Source organism: Sphingomonas mesophila (assembly GCF_003499275.1).
Classification (GTDB): domain Bacteria; phylum Pseudomonadota; class Alphaproteobacteria; order Sphingomonadales; family Sphingomonadaceae; genus Sphingomicrobium; species Sphingomicrobium mesophilum.
In genome coordinates this window covers 1429349-1447884 of record NZ_QWDF01000001.1, presented here as the reverse complement: position 1 = coordinate 1447884, position 18536 = coordinate 1429349, and the positions used below count along the sequence as shown (strand labels likewise).

Annotated in this window: 21 protein-coding genes and 2 tRNA genes; 10 read left to right on the top strand and 13 right to left on the bottom strand. The window is 68.7% G+C overall.

The annotated features are described in order from the left end of the window. Positions 1-14: 14 nt before the first annotated feature. Positions 15-88: transfer RNA gene (locus D0Z60_RS07330), tRNA-Cys, on the bottom strand. Between the two features lie 171 nt (positions 89-259). Between D0Z60_RS07330 and D0Z60_RS07325 the strand changes: the two genes are divergently transcribed. The 6 genes from D0Z60_RS07325 (at position 260) to D0Z60_RS11710 (ending at position 6257) form a co-directional block, all read left to right on the top strand. Then, on the top strand, positions 260-838 hold the full coding sequence (locus tag D0Z60_RS07325; RefSeq protein ID WP_162888137.1) for a protein-L-isoaspartate O-methyltransferase family protein: 579 nt from the start codon (positions 260-262) through the stop codon (positions 836-838). A 25-nt stretch (positions 839-863) separates the two neighbouring features. Continuing rightward, positions 864-2297: a TolC family outer membrane protein gene (locus D0Z60_RS07320; RefSeq protein WP_240325577.1), complete on the top strand. Its 1434-nt coding sequence runs from the start codon at positions 864-866 to the stop codon at positions 2295-2297. Positions 2298-2311: 14 nt separating this feature from the next. Then, positions 2312-2752, top strand: a complete 441-nt coding sequence (locus D0Z60_RS07315; RefSeq protein ID WP_118857635.1) for a DUF2497 domain-containing protein — start codon at positions 2312-2314, stop codon at positions 2750-2752. 193 nt (positions 2753-2945) lie between these two features. Beyond that, positions 2946-5642 (top strand): valine--tRNA ligase, encoded by a 2697-nt coding sequence (locus D0Z60_RS07310; protein WP_118857634.1) that lies wholly within the window; start codon positions 2946-2948, stop codon positions 5640-5642. 77 nt (positions 5643-5719) lie between these two features. Beyond that, entirely contained in the window at positions 5720-6013 is a 294-nt protein-coding gene (locus D0Z60_RS07305; RefSeq protein ID WP_118857633.1) for a GIY-YIG nuclease family protein, read from the top strand. Between the two features lie 73 nt (positions 6014-6086). Continuing rightward, positions 6087-6257 carry a hypothetical protein gene (locus D0Z60_RS11710; RefSeq protein ID WP_162888136.1) on the top strand — a complete coding sequence of 57 codons (171 nt, stop codon included), beginning with the start codon at positions 6087-6089 and terminating at the stop codon, positions 6255-6257. A 4-nt stretch (positions 6258-6261) separates the two neighbouring features. On the opposite strand, the gene D0Z60_RS07300 is transcribed toward D0Z60_RS11710, so the two are convergent. After that, positions 6262-7164, bottom strand: coding sequence for a diacylglycerol kinase family protein (locus tag D0Z60_RS07300; protein WP_118857632.1), 903 nt, complete (start codon positions 7162-7164; stop codon positions 6262-6264). A gap of 92 nt (positions 7165-7256) precedes the next feature. Here D0Z60_RS07300 and hemB point away from each other — a divergent pair, with 92 nt between their 5' ends. Both hemB and D0Z60_RS07290 read left to right on the top strand, forming a co-directional pair. Next, complete coding sequence (gene hemB, locus D0Z60_RS07295) at positions 7257-8252, top strand: porphobilinogen synthase (RefSeq protein ID WP_118857631.1); 996 nt, start codon at positions 7257-7259, stop codon at positions 8250-8252. Next, entirely contained in the window at positions 8245-8814 is a 570-nt protein-coding gene (locus D0Z60_RS07290; protein ID WP_118857630.1) for a GNAT family N-acetyltransferase, read from the top strand. The genes hemB and D0Z60_RS07290 overlap by 8 nt, the downstream gene beginning before the upstream one ends. Here D0Z60_RS07290 and D0Z60_RS07285 read toward each other — a convergent pair. The 3 genes from D0Z60_RS07285 to D0Z60_RS11705 all read right to left on the bottom strand — a co-directional run bounded on the left by D0Z60_RS07285 (position 8797) and on the right by D0Z60_RS11705 (position 9724). After that, on the bottom strand, positions 8797-9294 hold the full coding sequence (locus D0Z60_RS07285; RefSeq protein WP_118857629.1) for a hypothetical protein: 498 nt from the start codon (positions 9292-9294) through the stop codon (positions 8797-8799). The two genes, D0Z60_RS07290 and D0Z60_RS07285, sit on opposite strands and share 18 nt — an antisense overlap. Positions 9295-9352: 58 nt before the next feature. Continuing rightward, a tRNA-Arg gene (locus D0Z60_RS07280) sits at positions 9353-9429 on the bottom strand. A gap of 127 nt (positions 9430-9556) precedes the next feature. After that, entirely contained in the window at positions 9557-9724 is a 168-nt protein-coding gene (locus D0Z60_RS11705) for a hypothetical protein (RefSeq protein ID WP_162888135.1), read from the bottom strand. 144 nt (positions 9725-9868) lie between these two features. On the opposite strand from D0Z60_RS11705, the gene D0Z60_RS11700 reads away from it, so the two are divergent. Beyond that, on the top strand, positions 9869-10210 hold the full coding sequence (locus D0Z60_RS11700; protein WP_162888134.1) for a hypothetical protein: 342 nt from the start codon (positions 9869-9871) through the stop codon (positions 10208-10210). Here D0Z60_RS11700 and D0Z60_RS12070 read toward each other — a convergent pair. The 8 genes from D0Z60_RS12070 to D0Z60_RS07240 form a co-directional block, all read right to left on the bottom strand. Beyond that, positions 10140-10475: a hypothetical protein gene (locus D0Z60_RS12070; protein WP_338056191.1), complete on the bottom strand. Its 336-nt coding sequence runs from the start codon at positions 10473-10475 to the stop codon at positions 10140-10142. The genes D0Z60_RS11700 and D0Z60_RS12070 overlap by 71 nt on opposite strands. 52 nt (positions 10476-10527) lie before the next feature. Continuing rightward, on the bottom strand, positions 10528-11808 hold the full coding sequence (locus D0Z60_RS07270) for an N-succinylarginine dihydrolase (protein WP_118857628.1): 1281 nt from the start codon (positions 11806-11808) through the stop codon (positions 10528-10530). Beyond that, entirely contained in the window at positions 11805-12818 is a 1014-nt protein-coding gene (locus D0Z60_RS07265; protein WP_118857627.1) for an arginine N-succinyltransferase, read from the bottom strand. Before D0Z60_RS07265 ends, D0Z60_RS07270 begins: the two co-directional genes overlap by 4 nt. Next, complete coding sequence (locus D0Z60_RS07260) at positions 12815-14020, bottom strand: hydrolase (RefSeq protein ID WP_118857626.1); 1206 nt, start codon at positions 14018-14020, stop codon at positions 12815-12817. The genes D0Z60_RS07265 and D0Z60_RS07260 overlap by 4 nt, the downstream gene beginning before the upstream one ends. 10 nt (positions 14021-14030) lie before the next feature. Continuing rightward, positions 14031-14504 carry an RNA pyrophosphohydrolase gene (locus tag D0Z60_RS07255; RefSeq protein WP_118857625.1) on the bottom strand — a complete coding sequence of 158 codons (474 nt, stop codon included), beginning with the start codon at positions 14502-14504 and terminating at the stop codon, positions 14031-14033. Continuing rightward, complete coding sequence (locus D0Z60_RS07250) at positions 14501-15274, bottom strand: hypothetical protein (protein WP_118857624.1); 774 nt, start codon at positions 15272-15274, stop codon at positions 14501-14503. The genes D0Z60_RS07255 and D0Z60_RS07250 overlap by 4 nt, the downstream gene beginning before the upstream one ends. Beyond that, on the bottom strand, positions 15271-16041 hold the full coding sequence (locus D0Z60_RS07245; RefSeq protein ID WP_118857623.1) for a hypothetical protein: 771 nt from the start codon (positions 16039-16041) through the stop codon (positions 15271-15273). The genes D0Z60_RS07250 and D0Z60_RS07245 overlap by 4 nt, the downstream gene beginning before the upstream one ends. 78 nt (positions 16042-16119) lie before the next feature. Further along, positions 16120-16320, bottom strand: a complete 201-nt coding sequence (locus D0Z60_RS07240; protein ID WP_118857622.1) for a hypothetical protein — start codon at positions 16318-16320, stop codon at positions 16120-16122. Between the two features lie 218 nt (positions 16321-16538). Between D0Z60_RS07240 and D0Z60_RS07235 the strand changes: the two genes are divergently transcribed. Next, a complete protein-coding gene (locus D0Z60_RS07235; protein ID WP_118857621.1) occupies positions 16539-18419 on the top strand; it encodes a 2-oxoacid:acceptor oxidoreductase subunit alpha in 1881 nt (626 codons plus the stop codon). The last annotated feature ends 117 nt before the right edge of the window (positions 18420-18536 follow it).

Genomic DNA, 18536 nt, shown 5'->3' with positions numbered 1-18536 from the left:
AGCGCCGGGGGAGGTGGAGGCCCGAGCCGGAATCGAACCGGCGTGCAAGGATTTGCAGTCCTCTGCGTAACCACTCCGCCATCGGGCCTCGCGGCCGCCAAATGGAAGGCCCCCGTCCCACTGTCAACCGCCGGGCGGGGCTGCAAATTCGACGGACGGGCAGGGGCGGCGCTTGGCGCGCTCGGCGCCCGGCACTAAGACCAAGCTTGAACTTCACTGTGTTAGTGACATATAACAGCCGGGGATAAAGGACATTAGCTTGGCAGGCGATCTCGATTTTTCCGCGGCCCGGAGGGCGATGGTGCTGAACCAGCTGCGCCCCCAGGGCGTGACCAACGGCGCCGTCCTGGCGGCGATGGGGGCGGTCCCGCGCGAGCAATATGTGCCGGCCGCGATGCGCGCTTTGGCCTATGGCGACCGCTCGCTGGTCGGCGACGACGGCGCCCCGACCATGCCGCCGGCCGAGCTCGGCCTGCTGCTCACCGCGCTCGATCCCCAACCCGGCGAGCGCGCGCTCGTGGTTGGCTCGGGCGGCGCCTATTCCGCCGCGGTGCTCGAAGCGATCGGGCTCACCGTCGCGCGCACCGATCTCGACGCCCCGGCCGGCAAGGCCGCGTTCGACATCGTCCTCGTCGAGGGCGCGGTCGAAATCTTCCCCGATTGGGTCGCGCGGCTGCTCGCGCCGGGCGGACGGGTCGGCGCGGCGCTCATCGACAATGGCGTTGCGCGGCTGTCGGTCGGCCGCTCGAGCAACGGCGCGCTCGGCTTCACCACGCTGGCCGACGCCCAGGTTCCCGCCCATCCCGGGTTCGCGCGGGCCCATGCCTTCACCTTCTGACGCCTCGCTTAGCGGAGTTGCCACCTTGCCTCGTCTAGTCCTTGCCGGCCTCGCCGCTTCGCTGATCGCCTCCACCGCCTCCGCCGACACGCTGCGCGAGGCCTTGAACGCGACCTACCGCTCCAACCCGACGCTGATGGCCCAGCGCGAATCGCTGCGCTCGAGCGACGCCCAGGTCGCCATCGCTCGCGCTGCCGCCCGGCCGACCGTCGCCGCGACCGTCGGCATCACCCGCGATCTCACCCGCTCGGGCCGGTTCGACAACGGCACCAGCAAGGGTCCGTTCGTGCTTGGCGGGGTCGACCTCTCCTATCCGATCTTCCAGGGCGGCACGGTGCGCAACAACATCGCCGCCGCGACCACCCGCGTCGCCGCCGGCCGAGCCACCCTGCGCGCGGTCGAGGGCGATCTCTTCACCGAGGCGGTCGCCGCCTACATGGACGTCATCCGCGATCGCTCGATCGTCGAACTGAACCAGAACCAGGTGCGCGTCCTCACCACCAATCTCGAAGCCACCCGCGACCGCTTCCAGATCGGCGACCTCACCCGCACCGACGTCGCCCAGTCCGAGGCGCGCCAGTCGCTCGCCCGCTCCAACCTCGCCACCGCCCGCTCGCGCCTCACCTCGAGCGAGGAGAATTATCGGCGCATCATCGGCCAGGATCCCGGCCCGCTCGCCCCGCCGCCGCCGCTCCCGCCGCTGCCCGCCAGCGCCGACGAGGCGGTCCGGATCGCGCTCGCCAACAATCCCGACCTCATCGCCATCACCCGCCAGGCCGAGGCCGCCGGCTACGACGTGCGCACCGCCCGCGGCAGCCGCCTGCCGACCGTCAGCGGAACGCTTTCCGGCGACTATGCCAACACCCTCGCCGGCGAGACCTTCGGCCAGGACCGCGCCGGAACCGCCACCAGCATCGGCGTCCAGAGCCGAATCCCGCTTTACCAAGGCGGGCTTCCCGCCGCCCGCATCCGCCAGGCCCAGGCGCTCGAGGGCGAGGTGCTCGAACGCCGCATCGGCACCGAGCGCGCGATCGTCGCCACCACCCGCTCGGCCTTCGCCGCCTATCAGGCCGCGACCAACGCCATCGCGTCCAACCTCGAGGCGGTGCGCGCCAACGAGCTCGCCCTCGAAGGCGCCCGCGCCGAGAACAGCGTCGGCACCCGCACCATCCTCGACGTGCTCGACGCCGAGCAGGAGCTCCTCAATAGCCAGGTCGCCCTCGTCACCGCCCGGCGCGACCAATATGTCGCCGGCTTCCAGCTATTGAACGCGATGGGCCAGGCCGAGGCCGACGATCTCGGGCTCGAGGGCGGCCCGCTCTACGACCCGCTCGGCAACTACCGCCGCGTGTCGGGCAGCTGGAGCGACTGGTCGGAGGATCGCCGCACCGGCCCCGCCGCCACCTCGACCGTCAAGCCGCAAGAGCAACCGGCAGGCGTGACTCCGCCGCAACGATAAGACATATCGGGCCGATGCAGACCCCGCGCGAACCGTCGATGGAAGACATCTTGGCCTCGATCAAGCGGGTGATCGCCGAGGAGAAGGAGCTTCGCGCCGCCATCCCCCCGGCGCTCGATCCCGCGCCCGAAGCCGAGGACGACGACGTGCTCGAGCTCGACCAGAGCATGGCCGCCGCGCCGTCTGCCCCCCAGGCCCCGCCCGAGCCCGAACCGATCGACCTCGGCCCGCCGCTGCTCGACGACGGCGCCGCCAGCGAAACCGCCTCGCGCCTCGCCGAACTGACCACCGTCGCCGCCACCGCCCCGCCCGCGCCGGCCGTCAACCCGCTCGAGGAAATGGTCCGCGACATGCTCCGCCCGGCGCTCAAACAATGGCTCGACGAGCACCTCCCGCGAATCGTCGACGACCACGTCAAGCGCGAAATCAGCCGGATTACGGGGAAGAAGGTCTAGCCGCCGAGCGCAGGTGACGGATTGCGCAGCGATCCGGAGCCAGCGCGAAGAGACGGCGCGACCCGGACGGCCTGCGCCCGGAAGGGCGACAGGACCGACGGCGCGGATTTACTCCGCGTCGTCCAGCGACCCGACGCTGGATTGCTTCGCTCCGCTCGCAATGACGAAGAAACCTCGCTAACCGCGCCCCAGCATGACCGAACTCGCCAAGACCTTCGAGCCGGGCCCGATCGAGGCACGCTGGTACCGCCATTGGGAGGAGCGTGGCCTGTTCCGCCCCGACCGCCCGGACGCCGTGCCCTACACCATCGTCATGCCGCCGCCGAACGTCACCGGCAGCCTCCACATCGGCCACGCGCTCGACAACACCCTCCAGGACATCCTCATCCGCCGCGCCCGGATGGACGGCAAGGACGCCCTGTGGGTGGTCGGCATGGACCATGCCGGGATCGCCACCCAGATGGTCGTCGAGCGGCAATTGAACGAGCGCCAGCAGCAGCGCACCGATTTCACCCGCGAGGAATTCGTCGCCAAGGTGTGGGAGTGGAAAGAGACAAGCGGCGGCCAGATCACCCGCCAGCTGCGCCGCCTCGGCGCCAGCTGCGACTGGGCCAACGAGCGCTTCACCATGGACGAGGGCTTCTCCCGCGCCGTCCTCAAGGTGTTCGTCGAGCTCTACAATCGCGGCCTGCTCTATCGCGACAAGCGCCTGGTCAATTGGGACCCCCATTTCCAGACCGCGATCAGCGACCTCGAGGTCGAGACCCGCGAGGTCGCCGGCAAGTTCTGGACCCTGCGCTATCCCTATGCCGACGGGTCGGGCGCGATCGAGGTCGCCACCACGCGGCCCGAAACCATGCTCGCCGACATGGCGGTCGCGGTTCATCCCGAAGACGCGCGCTACCGTGACAAGATCGGCCGCATGCTCCGCCATCCGATCACCGGCCGCCAGATCCCGGTGGTCGCCGACGAGCATGCCGATCCCGAACTCGGCTCCGGCGCGGTCAAGATCACGCCGGGCCACGACTTCAACGATTTCGAGGTCGGCAAGCGCGCCGGCTTCAAGCCCGCCAGCATGCTCAACATGCTCGATGCCAGGGCGCGCATCGTCCAGACCGCCGACGGCCTGGTCCCCGCCGACCTCGTCGGCCTCGACCGCTTCGACGCCCGCGCCCGCGTGCTCGAGCTGCTCGAAGCCGAAGGCGCACTGGTCAAGGTTGAGGACCGCCAGATCGCCACCCCCTATGGCGACCGCTCCGGCGCGATCATCGAGCCGTGGCTGACCGACCAATGGTATGTCGATGCCGCGACGCTGGCCAAGCCGGCGATCGAGGCCGTGCGCTCGGGCGACATCGGGGTCGTGCCCGAGACTTGGAAAAAGACCTGGTTCAACTGGCTCGAGAACATCCAGCCGTGGTGCGTCAGCCGCCAACTGTGGTGGGGCCACCGCATCCCGGCGTGGTATGATGATGCAGGCAATGTTTTCGTCGCCGAAACCTTTGAGGCTGCGCAACAGCAGGCCGGCGACGGCGTCACCCTGCGCCAGGACGAGGACGTTCTCGACACCTGGTTCAGCTCCGCCCTCTGGCCCTTCGCCACGCTGGGGTGGCCGGACGCCCAAAATCCTCCCCGGAACGGGGAGGGGGACCATCCGAAGGATGGTGGAGGGGTCGACGCTGATCGGGAGGGGAGGAACGACCTCGCCCGCCACTACCCCAACGACGTCCTCATTTCCGGCTTCGACATCATCTTCTTCTGGGACGCCCGAATGGCGATGCAGGGCTTCGAGTTCATGGGGGAAAAGCCGTGGCACACGCTCTACCTCCACGGCCTGGTGCGCGACGCCAACGGCCAGAAAATGTCCAAGTCCAAGGGCAATGTCGTCGACCCGCTGGGCCTCATCGACCGCTACGGCGCCGACGCGCTGCGCTTCTTCATGGCGGCGATGGAAAGCCAGGGCCGCGACATCAAGCTCGATGAAAAGCGGGTCGAGGGCTATCGCAACTTCGCCACCAAATTGTGGAACGCCGCCCGCTTCCTCAAGGGCAACGGCGTCGGCGCGAGCAGCTCGATCCGGGCGCCCGAAGCCAAACTCCCGGTCAACCGCTGGATCATTGGCGAAGTCGTCGAGACGCTCGCCAAGCTCAACAAGGCGTTCGACGAACTGCGCTTCGACGGCATGGCCGACGCCATCTACCACTTCACCTGGGGCACCTTCTGCGACTGGTACGTCGAGCTGGTGAAGGGCGCGTGGGATGACGAAACCCGCGCCGTAGCCGCCTGGGCGTTCGACCAGATCCTCGTCATGCTCCACCCGTTCATGCCGTTCGTCACCGAGGAATTGTGGCACGCGGCCGGCGATCGCCCCTACGACCTGATCGTCGCCAGATGGCCCGAGCCCGAAGCGACCGTCGACCCCGCCGCCAAGGCCGAGATCGGCGGCCTGGTCGAGATCATCGACGCCGTCCGCGCCGTCCGCGCCGAGCTCAACATCCCGTGGACCGCAGCGCTGACCCCGCACGTCATCGGCGGCGACCCGGCGATGCTCGCCCGCCTCGCCGACAACCGCGCGACGCTTGCCCGAATGGCCAAACTCGACGGTCCGGTCGCGGCCGCCGACGTGCCGCCGTCCTCGGTCCAGATCGTCGCCTCCGGAGTGACGCTCGCCTTCCCGCTCGAAGGCGCGATCGACCTCGACTCCGAACGCGCGCGCCTGTCGAAAGCGGTCGAAGCCGCCGCCAAGGACCGCGACCAACTCGCCGCCCGCCTCGCCAACCCAAGCTTCACCGAACGCGCCAAGCCCGAAGCCGTCGAAAAAGCCCGAACCGACCACCAGGCCCGAGCCGAAGAAGCGGAGCGGCTGACGGCGGCGCTGGCGAGGCTAGGCTAACCGTCTTTGCGAGCGAAGCGAAGCAATCCAGCGGCGGCCTCGCACCACCCTCGATCGGTCGCGACTAAAGCCCCGTGATGAAGCATCCCGCCGTCTACATCATGGCCAGCCAGCGCAACGGCACGCTCTACACCGGGGTGACCTCGAACCTGGTGCAACGCGCCTGGCAGCACCGCGAAGGCGTCGCCCCCGGCTTCACCAAGCAGTACGGATGCAAGCTGCTGGTGTGGTACGAACAGGCCGGCACGATGGAAGCCGCGATCATTCGCGAAAAGCAAATCAAGGGCGGCTCGCGGCGGCAAAAGCTGGCGCTAATCGAAGCAATGAACCCCGATTGGCGCGATCTGTTCGAAGGCATCGCCAGTCCCTGACCGTCGTTGCGAGGAGCGTCAGCGACGAAGCAATCCAGCGTCGTGAGGTCTGGATTGCTTCGCTTCGCTCGCAATGACGAATTCCGGTCATGGCGAGGCGGGTAGCGCCGCGGCAATCCAGCGGCGCGAAGTCTGGATTGCTTCGCTGCGCTCGCAACGACGAACAATCGTCATTGCGAGGAGCGTCAGCGACGAAGCAATCCAGCGGCGTGAGGTCTGGATTGCTTCGCCGCGCTCGCAATGACGAACTAGGTCGCCCGCGTCTCCACCGGCGCCGCCACCTCCAGACACGCGTCCGCCACCTCGACCATCACCGGCGTCCGCGCAGCAATCTCGCCGTCGATCGAGATCTTCTGCCGCGGCCGCGCCTCGAGACCGATCCGCTGTCCGCGCCATTCGGTCGTCGTCAGCTTCCTCTGCCGCAGCTTGAACAGGGTCGTGAACCAGCTCCACGCCAGGTGCCAGATGCTCTTGCCGGTCACCGCCTGGATGACGATGTCGCCGCTGTCGAGCTGCTGATCCTCGACCAGCTCGACCCCGCCGTGGTGGGTGCCGTTGGCGATCCGCGCTTCGGTCGCCCAGGTCTTGACCATCGTCCCGTCGTCGAGCGTCAGCCGCAGCTTGAACGGGCGGAACTTGAACGCCACCCGCACCGCCCACAGCAGATAGCCGACCATGCCGAGATATTTCTTGAGATTGTGCGGCACCGTGTCGGCGATCAGCGGGCTCAGCCCGAGCGCTGCGGCATTGACGAAATAGTCGCCGTCGATCTTGCCGAGGTCGATCCTCTTGCGCCGGCCGTTGGCGATCACCTCGACCGCCGCGTCGAGGTCGATCGCCATGCCGAGCGTCTTGGCGAAACTGTTGGCGGTGCCCAGCGGAAGGATCGCGAACACCGTGTCCTTGCCGACGAAGAAGTCGACGCTCGACGACAGCGATCCGTCGCCGCCGCCGACGATGACCATCGGCGCGCGGGCAATGGCGTCCTTGACCACCTTGTCCATCTGGTCGGGCTGGTCGACCGCGATCGCGTCGATCAGCTCGACCCCGGCCGCGCGCAATTTCTCCCGCGCCGGCTCGAACGCCTCGGCGCCCCGCCGGCTCATCGCATTGACCACCAGGATCGCTTGCTTGGGAAGGGGCTTGGTCATCGTCGGTCGCGCATCCTCTTGCCGTTCGTCCCGAGCGAAGTCGAGGGACGCGTCTCGACTTCGCTCGACCCCAGCGGATATGGGGGCAGGCCATGACAAACGCCACCTTCCCCGCCTTGCGCATGCGCCGCGGCCGCGCCTCGGGCTGGATGCGCGCGATGCTCGCCGAGAACCGGCTCCACCCGAGCGACCTCATCTGGCCGCTGTTCGTCTGCGATGGGGATGGGGAGGAGCAGCCGATCGCAACGCTCCCCGGCGTGTCGCGCCACAGCGTCGAGCGCCTGCCCGCGCTGGCCCGCGAGGCGCGCGATCTCGGCATTCCGTGCCTCGCGCTATTCCCCAACACGCCGTCCGGCCTGCGCACCGCCGATGCGAAAGAAGCGCTCAACCCCGACAATCTGATCTGCCGCGCCGTGCGCGCGATCAAGGATTCGGTGCCGGACATCGGCGTCATGACCGACGTCGCGCTCGACCCCTATACCGCGGACGGCCATGACGGGATCACCGACGACCGCGGCCGCGTGCTCAACGACCAGACGAGCGCGATCCTCGTCGAGCAGGCGCTGGTCCAGGCCGCCGCCGGGGCCGACATCATCGCCCCGTCGGACATGATGGACGGCCGCGTCGCCGCGATCCGCGCCGGGCTCGAGCGCGAAGGGCATCAGGACGTCGCGATCATGGCCTATGCCGCCAAATATGCCTCGGCCTTCTACGGCCCGTTCCGCGACGCGGTCGGCTCGGGCGGGCGGCTGAAGGGCGACAAGCGCGGCTACCAGATGGATCCCGCCAACGGCGACGAGGCGCTGCGCGAAGTGGCGCTCGACATCGCCGAGGGCGCGGACCTCGTGATGGTCAAGCCCGGCCTTGCCTATCTCGACATCATCTGGCGCGTTTCCAGAGACTTAGGCATGCCCACCTTCGCCTACGCGGTGTCCGGCGAATATGCGATGTTGGAAGCCATTGCTCAGTCCGGCGGCGGCGACCGCGACGCCCTCGTCCTCGAGACCCTCCTCGCCTTCAAGCGCGCCGGCGCGCGCGGCATCCTCACCTACCACGCCCCGCTCGCCGCCCGCCTGATCCATGGCTAGCATCGTCGCGACGACCGACCGCCTCGTCCTGCGCGAGTGGCGGGACGGCGACAGCGACGCCTTCTACGCCGCGCTCAACACCCCCGCGGTGATGCGCTGGCTTGGCGGGGTGCAGGACCGCGCCACCTGGGACGCGGCCAAGGCCCGCCTCGACGGCTACCAGCGCGACTATGGCCACACCTTCTGGATCGTCGAGCGCCGATCTGACGGCGAGCTGCTCGGCTTCTGTGGTCTCAAGCGGGTCAACGCGCCCGGCGCCGGACCGCTGACCGGCGAGTTCGAAATCGGCTGGCGGCTGCGCGAAAGCGCCTGGGGTCAGGGCTATGCCCGCGAGGCGGCGACCGCCGCGCTCGATCTCGCCTTCACGCGCTTCGCCGCGCCGCACGTCGTCGCGCTGACCGTTCCCGGCAACGCGGGCAGCTGGCGGCTAATGGAGGGGCTCGGAATGACCCGCCGGCCCGATCTCGATTATGAGGATCCGCGCTTCGGCGCCGACCTTAACCCGACCATCGTCTACCGCTTGGACGCGGCCGAATGGCCAGCCTCAGCCGGCGATCGCTAGCCGGATCGAGTCGAGCGCTCCGGCCTGCACGACGTCGAGCCCGCGCAGCCGCTCCGAAGCCTCGGCGAGCGCGGCGAGGTCGGCGGCGGAGGCGGCGGGATTGCGCACCGCCGCCGCGCGCAACGCATCGAGCTCGGCCAGCGCGGCGGTGAACGGCGCGCGAATCCGCTCGAGCTCGCCGAGCGCCAGCGTCGCGGCGATCCAGCTCTCGCTTTCGCGCGGTCCCGCCTCCTCGGCCGCGGAGCGTACCCGCGGTTCGGCCGCCGCAAAGGCATTCGCCGCCTGGTCAGCCTGGCCAACCAGCGCCGCGATCCGCGCCGCCAGGGCAGGGTCGGCGGGCCGCGCATCGACCGCCGCCTCGACCGGCAGCCGCGGATCGATCGCCTCGGCCGCGCGCGGCGCAAGCGACGGCTCGCTGGGCGCACCGGGGGTCTGACAGCCGCCCAGCGCAATCAAGCCGAGAAGGAAAAGGTGACGCATGATGGCGCCGGTCTAGGGGCCGTGCGCCAGCCGTGCAATCACTGGACGGTCTGGGAAATGGCGCGCCCGGAACGATTCGAACGTCCGACCCTCAGATTCGTAGTCTGATGCTCTATCCAGCTGAGCTACGGGCGCGTGCCGGTGTGCGGCAGGCGGGCGACATAGGGCGATGCGGCGGGCCGTGCAACCCTTTCAGGCCCGACAAGGCACAGCAAAAAGGCGCCTCGCGGCGCCCCCTGCTGATCGTCCTGATCGCGAGTGCTCAGGCGGACATCGCCTGAAGCGCCGGCGCGGTGCAGGCCTGGGCCCGTTCGGCGAACTCGCGGGCGAGCGAACTGTGACGCTCACGCGCCTGGTCGGTGACGGATCGGTGCGCGGCGGTCCGCTCTTCGGCGGCACGGCGCAGGTAATAACGCAGGTCCGATTCCATCGTGGTCGCTCCCCCCTTCTGGCGACTCGAAGTGTGCGACTCTTGCCCTAATCAATGGTTAATTTCCACAGGCACAAAGTCGATTTTTAATCCACCGCAATGCGGCTTGCTCCGCACTGGTGAAAACCATTATATTCCAGTTCCATGGGACGGGGTTTCGGATTGATTGCGGCGGCCCTCGCGGCCGGTTTGTCGGCGCCGGTCGAGGCCGCGCCGTCGACCCTGGCGCTGGTCAACGCCACCGGCAGCGACATTTCGACAATGGAGGCGCGCCGCTCGGGCGGCGGTCAGTGGTCCGCCATTCCGTACACGGCGCGCTCGGGCGCGGCCGGTTCAGCGACCTTCGATACGTCGGATTGCGCCTGGGATTTGCGCGTCAAGCTCGCCGACGGGGCGAGCCTCACCTTCGCCAACGTCAATCTGTGCGAGGCGCAGCTGTTGACCCTTCGCCGCAGGGACGGGGTCGTCTGGGTCGACTACCGCTGATCCGCCGCCGTCGCGCCCACGGCTGCGGAGCCGTCATCGGACTGACCCCGGCGGCAAGCGCCGGGCGCACCGAATCGAGCAATTTGCCGCCGGCCAGGAACACCACGCCGGTGCACAGCAAGGCGAAGGTCCAGCCGAGCGCGCCGGGATAGAGATCGAGATAGTGGCGCCCGCGTTCGACCGCCCCGACGGCAATCGCATAAGTGACCAGATAGGCCTCGAAGCGGGTCTTGATGGTGAACAGTCTGGCGACGCGCTTGAGCATAGCTATGGTTAAGCAAACGCCGTGCCAGTGGCGCAGTTCCGCCGAAAATGGGTTAACGCGTTCCCGCCGCTGTCAACATTTCCGACTGTTCCAGCTCTTCCAGGCCAAGCTCGGCGAGCAGGGCACGGCGCGCGGCGATCACCGTTTCCGCGAGCGCCGGCCGCTGCAGGTCGGCGCTGTCGATCTCTTCGGGCCAGTGGCGCGCGATCACCGCCGCGATCCGCTCCAGCCGCGCCTCGTCGACCACGAACCGCGGGTCGATCGCCGCCGTTTCGCATTGCACCCGAAGCCGCAGGCAAGCGGGTCCGCCACCGTTGGCCATCGACTGCCGCACATCGACGAATTCGACCCGGCGGATCGCGCCGTTCGATTTGAGATGGGCGTCGATCCACGCCTTGACGCTCGGAGTCTCGGCGCACTCGGACGGCGCGATCAGGCACATCTCGCCGCCGGGCAAGGTGACCAGCTGCGAGTTGAACAGGTAGGAGCGAACCGCGTCGGCCAGCGGGACGTCGGCGCTCGCCACCTCGACCAGCTCGAAGCCGTCGATCCGGCCTTCGCACCATACGCTCAGCGCCGCCTTGTCGGCGAACGCCTGCTGGTGCGCGAACAGCACCCGGCCGTTGGCGACCGCGACGACGTCGTTGTGGAAGGCGCCGGCGGCAATCGCTTCCTCGCTTTGCGCCGCGAAGAAGGTGCGCTCGGGGTCGAGCCGGTGGAGCCGGGCGACGGCGCGCGACGCCTCGACATGCTGGCGCGCAGGGAACGGGCCGCCGCTCACGCCATAGACGAAGATTTCGACCCCCGGCTCGCCGTGCGCGCCGGCCAGCCGCATGTGGTTGGCCGCGCCCTCGTCGCCGAACGACGGCACCGGCGCATGCACCGCGAAGGCGTCGCGGGCGAACGCCAGCCGCAGCTGGGCCAGGGTCGCCGGCCATTCGTGGCTTCGGTGCGGCATGGTCGAGAGGTTGGCGACGGTGAGGTGGCAGCGGCGATCGGCGGCGTCGGGCGCCGGGCTCACCGTCGCAGCATTGGCTGCCCACATCGACGAGGCCGACATGGCGTTGGCGGCGATCGCCGGATCGGCTTCGCGGAGGTCGGTGCCGAGCCGCTCGAGCCATTCGCGCGCCGGCCTCGGCTGGGGCATGAACACGCCCTGCGCCAGCCCGAGCGCCAGATTGGCGCGCATCTTGTCGATCCCCTGGAGCGCGGCGGCGCGCGGCCGCGACACGCTCCCGGCGTTGCGCGCGGAGGCGAGGTTGCCGAGGCTGAGGCCGGCATAATTATGGCTCGGCCCGACGATCCCGTCGAAATTGATTTCGACGATGCTCACCGCGGCACCGCCAGCACGCGGTCGCCGGCGCCGATGTCGAGCGCGCGCATCGCCGTCTCATCGATCAGCAATTCGCCATTGGCCGAACGCTGGACCTGGCCGTAGCAGGCGAGGAAGTCCTGCGCGGTGTGTGCCGCCAGCATCATCGTCTCGCCGCCGCTCGAGGTGCCGCCGACCAGCTGCCATTCGGCGCTCGCGACCGTCTTGATGCGGTCGGTCCGGGCGGTGACGGTCGGCCCGCCGTCGAAGATGTCGACATAGCCGTCCCACACGAAATTCTCGTTCTCGAGCATCTTCAGCGCGGCGCGTCCGGTCGGGTGCGGCTGGCCGATCACCAGCTGCGCGCTTTCCGGCAGCATCGACACGTAGATCGGCGACTTGGGGAACAAATCGGCGATGAATTGCGTGCCGTGGACGGCATTGAACTCGTCCGCCTCGGGGAAGGTCATGCCGAAGAAGCGGCCGCCGATCGCGTCCCAGAACGGCGAATGGCCGCCCTGGTCCATCACCCCGCGGAGCTCGGCCAGGACGATGTCGCCGAACCGCGGCCGGTGCTGCTTGATGAACAGATAGCGCGAACGGGCGAGCAGCATGCCGAGCCCGCCGGCGCGCTCGTGCGGGTGGAGGAACAGCCCGCCGACCTCGCTCGACCCTTCGAGGTCGGTGGTGAGGTTGAGCGTCTGGTTGCGGAACAGGCGCCCCAATTCCTCGCTCTTCTGCGCCAGAGTCGAGATCAGATAGGAATAGAACGGACGGTCGGTGCCGACCGCGCCGAACACTTGGCAGGTGCCGCGGATCTCCTTGGTCTCGATGTTCTCGAGCACGAACACGTAGAGGTCGTCGCCCGGGGTTTCGCCCTCGCGCGTGAAGCCGGCGGTGGCGCGCTCGAGCTTCTTCTCCAGCGTCGGCTTGTCGGCCGGCAGATTGGTGAAGCCGCCGCCGGTCAGCTTGCTGAGCCCGTAGAGCGCGCGCAGGTCGCTCGGCCGGGCGGCGCGGATCCGGCAGGTCATGCGCCCGCTCCCAGCCGCAACATGGTCAGCGCCGAGAGCGCCGCGCGCTCGCCGAGCGATTCGACAATCAGATATTCCTGGTCGGAGTGGATGAGACCGCCGCGCACCCCCATGGTGTCGATCACCGGCACCCCGCAGGCTGCAATATTGTTGCCGTCGCACACGCCGCCGGTCGGCTTCCAGTCGATCGCCTGGCCGAGGTCCGCGCCCGCCTGGCGGACGATGCCGAACAGCGTTTCGAGCTCGGGGGTCACCGGCTTGGGCGGCCGCGCGAAATGGCCGTGCACGTCGATCTCGACCTCATGGTTGGCGGCGACCATTGCAACGCTGCTGTCGATCAGCACCCGCGCCCGCGCCTCGTCCTCGCTCGTCGCCGGGCGCACGTTGACGCGCAGCACGGCGAGGTCGGGCACGACATTGTTGGGCGAGCCGCCGTCGATCCGCGCCGGATTGACGCTGAGCCGCGGGCCGACTGCCGATTTCAGCCGAAGCGCGAGGTCGGCCGCCGCGACCAGTGCGTTGCGCCCGTCCTCCGGGTTGCGCCCGGCGTGGGCCGAGCGCCCGCGCACCGTGAAATCGAAATTGCCGCTGCCCGGCCGGGCCCCCGCCAGCGTCCCGTCGGGGAGCGCCGCGGGCTCGTAGGTCAACGCCGCGCGCTTGCCCCGCGCCGCGTCGGCCAGCAGCGCCGCCGAGGACAGGCTGCCGACCTCCTCGTCGCTGTTGATAACCACCTCATACCCAAGGCCGCCGCCCGCCGCCTCGAGCGCTTCGAGCGCCGCGATCATCACCGCGATCCCGCCCTTCATGTCGGCCGTGCCCGGCCCGTTGATCACGCCCGGCTTGCGCTCCCGGCTCGACTGGAACGGATGGTCGGGCCCGAACACCGTGTCCATGTGCCCGGTCAGAAGCAGCTGCACCGGCGCTTCCGGCCGGACCGTCAGCCGCAGATGCCGCCCGTGCTCCAGCTCATAGGCCCGCCCGCCCGGATCGACCGCGCTCACCGCCGCCGGCGCGACCCACTCGACCTCGCCCGGAAGCGCCGCCAGCGCATCGCCGATCGCCCGCCCGACCGTCTCCAGCCCGGCGAGGTTGCGCGACCCCGAGTTGACCGCCGCCCATTCCAGCGTGCGCGCCAGCATCGCGTCCTGCGCGGCCAGCGCCCGCACGACGCACGCCTCCTCGATGCTGCTCAGCCCCGCCATCCGAGCCGCCCTAGAGCCAGTCGCGGAAGCTGTCGACCAGCGCCCGGTACATGGCGCGCTTGAACGGCACGATGATGCCCGGCAGCTCGTCCGGAGCGATCCACTTCCAGTCGCAGAATTCGGGATCGGCGGTGGCGATGTCGACGTCCTCGTCGCGGCCGAGGAAGCGCGCCAGGAACCAGTCCTGCTCCTGCCCGATCCAGCGCCCGCCCCACAGGCTCGCGCGCAGCTCCTCGGGCAGCTCGTAGCGCAGCCGCTCGGGATGGTCCGCCACCCGCTCCACGAGGTGCGGCGCGATCCCGGTCTCCTCCTCGAGCTCGCGCAGCGCGGTCGCCCACGGCTCCTCGCCCCGGTCGATCCCGCCCTGCGGCATCTGCCACGCCTCGTCGGTGTTATCGATGCGCCGCCCGACCCACACCTTCTTGTCGGCATTGAGCAGCATCACGCCGACCCCGCGGCGGTAGCTTTGGGCTGCGGCGGTCATCGGCTCCGCCCCTTCAGATCGCGATAAAGCGCGCGGATCGTGTCCTCCAGCGGCAAAGCGTTCTCGACGTACACCGCGACGGCCGCAAGATGCCAGTTCAGCTCGCCGGGCAGATCGCGCCGTGCGCGCAATGCCGCCGCGGTTGCGTGCGCCTCCTTGGGGTCGAGGCGCACGGAGCATTGCGGCGGGAGTTGATAGATGATGGTGCCGGCCTTTCGGAGTTCGCGATCCCCGCATGCGCGGCGGATCTGGTCCTGCAGGCGGATCGGGATCAGCCGCCGCACCTGCTCGCGATAGGGAGTGGCGACGGCGTCGATCTCGACGACGCTATAATCCTGGGTCAGCACGACTTCGAGGTTCCGGCGGATCTGCGGATCTTCGATATTGCGCAGCTGCTCGCCGCCAAAGGTCAGGGTCCAATTTTCGGAATTGAGCCCGATGCCGTAGATCTGGGTCGCCTGGTAGGCGGCAATGACGAATCGCTCGTCGCTCACCGCCGGGTCGCCTTGCCACGCCGCGAGCGCCTGGTCGGCAAAGCGCCTGGTCGTGGCGAAATAGACCTCGGCACTGTCGAAGAATTCGAGCTGCGCTCCCAGCTCTGGGACCAGCTGGTCCAGCATTCGTTCGGTAGCCGCTTTCTCGATCCGCGCCTCGTTCCAATTCGCGACCTGAACGCCGATGAACACGCCGACGATGACGATTGCCAATTCGATCGCAATCGCCAGCCAGTTCTGCGCGCGCAGATCGGCGTAGAGGCGCTTGAAGATCATTGCTGCACAGCGCCGGAAGCCTGCAGCCTCGCGCGGAGCGGGTCGACCACGCTGCGCAGCGTGGCGATGTTGCCGAGCTGGTTGTCGATCAGCGCGAGGTGGCGATTGAGGTCGCGGGCAAGGTCGGGCCGGGCACGCAGCGCCGAGGCGGCTTGCCGGGCGAGCTCCGGCTCGAGCGCTAAGTCGCATGTCTCGGGCAGCGTAAAGCCCAGTCGCCCCTGGCGATCGCCGCACCGTTCGCGGATCGCGCGCTGGATCGCATCGGGGATCACGGTTCGCACCTCTTCGCGGTAACGGCTCGATACAAACCGCAGATCGACCACCGTGTAATCAAAGGTCATCACCCGGGCGAGCAGCTGTCGAAGCACGGCATCGTCGATCTCGCGCAAGCGGTCGGCGCCGAAAATCGCGCTCCACACCGCGCCATTATTGCCGACGCCATTGATCTGGCTCGCCTGATAGGCGGCGATGACGAAGGTTCGATCGTCCACCTCTGGGTCGCCGCGCCAGCCGCGCTGGGCTCGCCCGGCATAGGATCGGACCGTCGCGTAATAAGGTGGAAAGTTGTCGAGGAAATTCTGGAATGCGCCAAGCTCGCCATTCAGCTGGCTAAGCAGCTCGGCCGTCTCGCGTCTTGCCAGCCGCTCCTCGTTCCAGTTTGCGGCAAGAATCCCGAAGAAAACGCCGAGCACGACTAGCACGAACTCGATCGCGACCCCGACCCAATTCTCCTTGCGGATGTTCTCGCTCGCCCGGCGCAGGATCATCGACGCTCCCCCGACGGCGGGTTGTGCGCGTTTCCGGCGAATCTTGCAAAGGCCGCGCGGCACCGCGGCGGCCGGGGCTTAGGCGGCGGCGCTGTCCGGCGCGCTGGTCCGGTCGGAGGCGCAGCGCTCGATGCGCTCGGCGATCGCCAGCTCGCGGGCGATGGCGGCATAGCGCTCGGCGATGATGCGGTGCGCGGCTTCTGCCTTCGGGCACTTGGCGCGCGCCGCGGCGGCAGCCTCCTGAGCGGCCCGGCGCTCGAAGTACAGACTTTCGTTCATCGAATTTTTCCCCAGTCCCCTCAAAGGCTTAGCGGAAATGTGGCGGGCATTCCACTAAACTGGATCAACTTCGCCCTGCAAACCCGCTCACATAAGTGATTCGCCCTCGCGGGGCCGGGCCGGGTCCAGGCCTAAAGCCCTTATGCGTCGAAACGGTGGCGCTCGGCGGTGGCGGCTCCTATTAGGACGGCAACACCCGGACCAATCGAAGGATCGTCATGGCTTCGGCCACCCATCTCGTCACCGAAGCCGAAAGCCGCGCCCACCCGCCGCGCGAGGCGGTCGTCGTCCGTTTCGCGGGTGACAGCGGCGACGGCATGCAATTGACCGGCGGCCAGTTCACTTTGTCCACCGCGCTCGCCGGCAACGACCTTTCGACCTTCCCCGATTTCCCGGCCGAAATCCGGGCGCCGCAGGGCACGACGTTCGGCGTCTCCGCCTTCCAGATCAATTTCGGAAGCTGCGCGATCGACACCGCCGGCGACCAGCCCGACGTGCTGGTGGCGATGAACCCGGCGGCGCTGAAGACCAATGTCGAGCATCTGCGCGAGGGCGGCCTGATCATCGCCGACGAGGGCGAGTTCACCCAGCGCAACCTCGCCAAGGCGGGCTATGAGGCGAGCCCGCTCGAGGATGGCAGCCTGGCGCGCTGGACGCTGGTTCATTTCAACATCTCGCAGCTGACGCTCGAGGCGGTGAAGCCGTTCGGCCTCGGCAACAAGGAAGCGCTGCGCTGCAAGAACATGTGGACGCTCGGCCTGGCCCTGTGGATGTTCGACCGCGACCGCGCCCCGATCGTCGAATGGCTCAAGACCAAGTTCGCCAAGGCGCCCGAGCTGGCCGAGGCCAATATCGCCGCGCTCAACGCCGGCCATGCCTATGGCGAGACGGTCGAGATCGGCGGCCAGGTGCGCCAGACCCACATCGCCGCCGCGCCGTCCGAGCCGGGCCTCTACCGCACCGTCACCGGCGCCGAGGCGCTTGCCCTCGGCCTGGTCGCCGGCTCGCAGCTGGCGGGCTTGAAGATGTTCTTCGGCTCCTATCCGATCACTCCGGCCTCGCCGATCCTCCATTCGCTGTCGCGGTTGAAGGAATATGGCATCACCACTTTCCAGGCGGAGGACGAGATCGCGGCGATCTGCGCGGCGATCGGCGCCAGCTATGCCGGCCAGCTCGGAGTCACCTCCTCGTCCGGCCCGGGCATCGCGCTCAAGGGCGAGGCGATGGGGCTGGCGGTGATTACCGAGCTTCCGCTGGTGATCGTCAATTCGCAGCGCGGCGGGCCGTCGACCGGCCTCCCGACCAAGACCGAGCAGTCGGATCTCTACCAGGCGGTCTACGGCCGCAACGGCGACGCGCCGCTGCCGGTGATCGCCGCGCGCTCGCCGGCCGACGCGTTCGACTGCGCGATCGAGGCGGTGCGGATCGCGACCCGCTACATGACTCCGGTGATGTTGCTGACCGACGGCTACATCGCTAACGCCGCCGAGCCGTGGCGGGTGCCGGACATGGCCGGCTATGCGCCGTTCCCGGTCCATTTCTACGACACGCTCCCGGCCGAAGGGGAGGGGGTCATGCCCTATGCCCGCAACGACGATCTGGCGCGGCCGTGGATCAAGCCGGGTACGCCGGGGCTGGAGCATCGCATCGGCGGAATCGAAAAGGCGCCGGGCTCGGGCAATATCGACTATTCGCCGGCCGCCCACGCCGAGATGACCCGGCTTCGCGCGCAGAAGAACGCCAATGTCGCGGATTCGATTCCGGACCAGGACATCTGCCTCGGCCGGGAGGGCGCGGCGCTCGCCGTCGTCGGATGGGGCTCGACCTTCGGGCCGATCCATCAGGCGGTGCGCCGGGCGCTCGCGGCCGGCCACGACGTCGCCCATGTTCACCTGCGCCACATCGCGCCGATGCCGAAAAATATGGCTGTCCTACTCAAGGGCTTTGGGCGTATCCTGGTGCCGGAGATGAACTCCGGCCAGCTGAAGACCGTGCTTCGCGACCAGTATCTGGTCGACGCCCGGCCCCTTACCAAGGTCAGCGGCCATCCGTTCCGGACCGCCGAGATCGAGGCGGCGATCGCGGAGGCGCTCCAATGATCGCGCTAACTTCGCGATCCGGTCCCCGTTTCGGCCGATCCTGCGTGACAAATGCGAAGTTAAGCGGGTCCGCGCGATGAAGCCGATCAACCCCTGGCCGATGATCTTCCTCCTCGT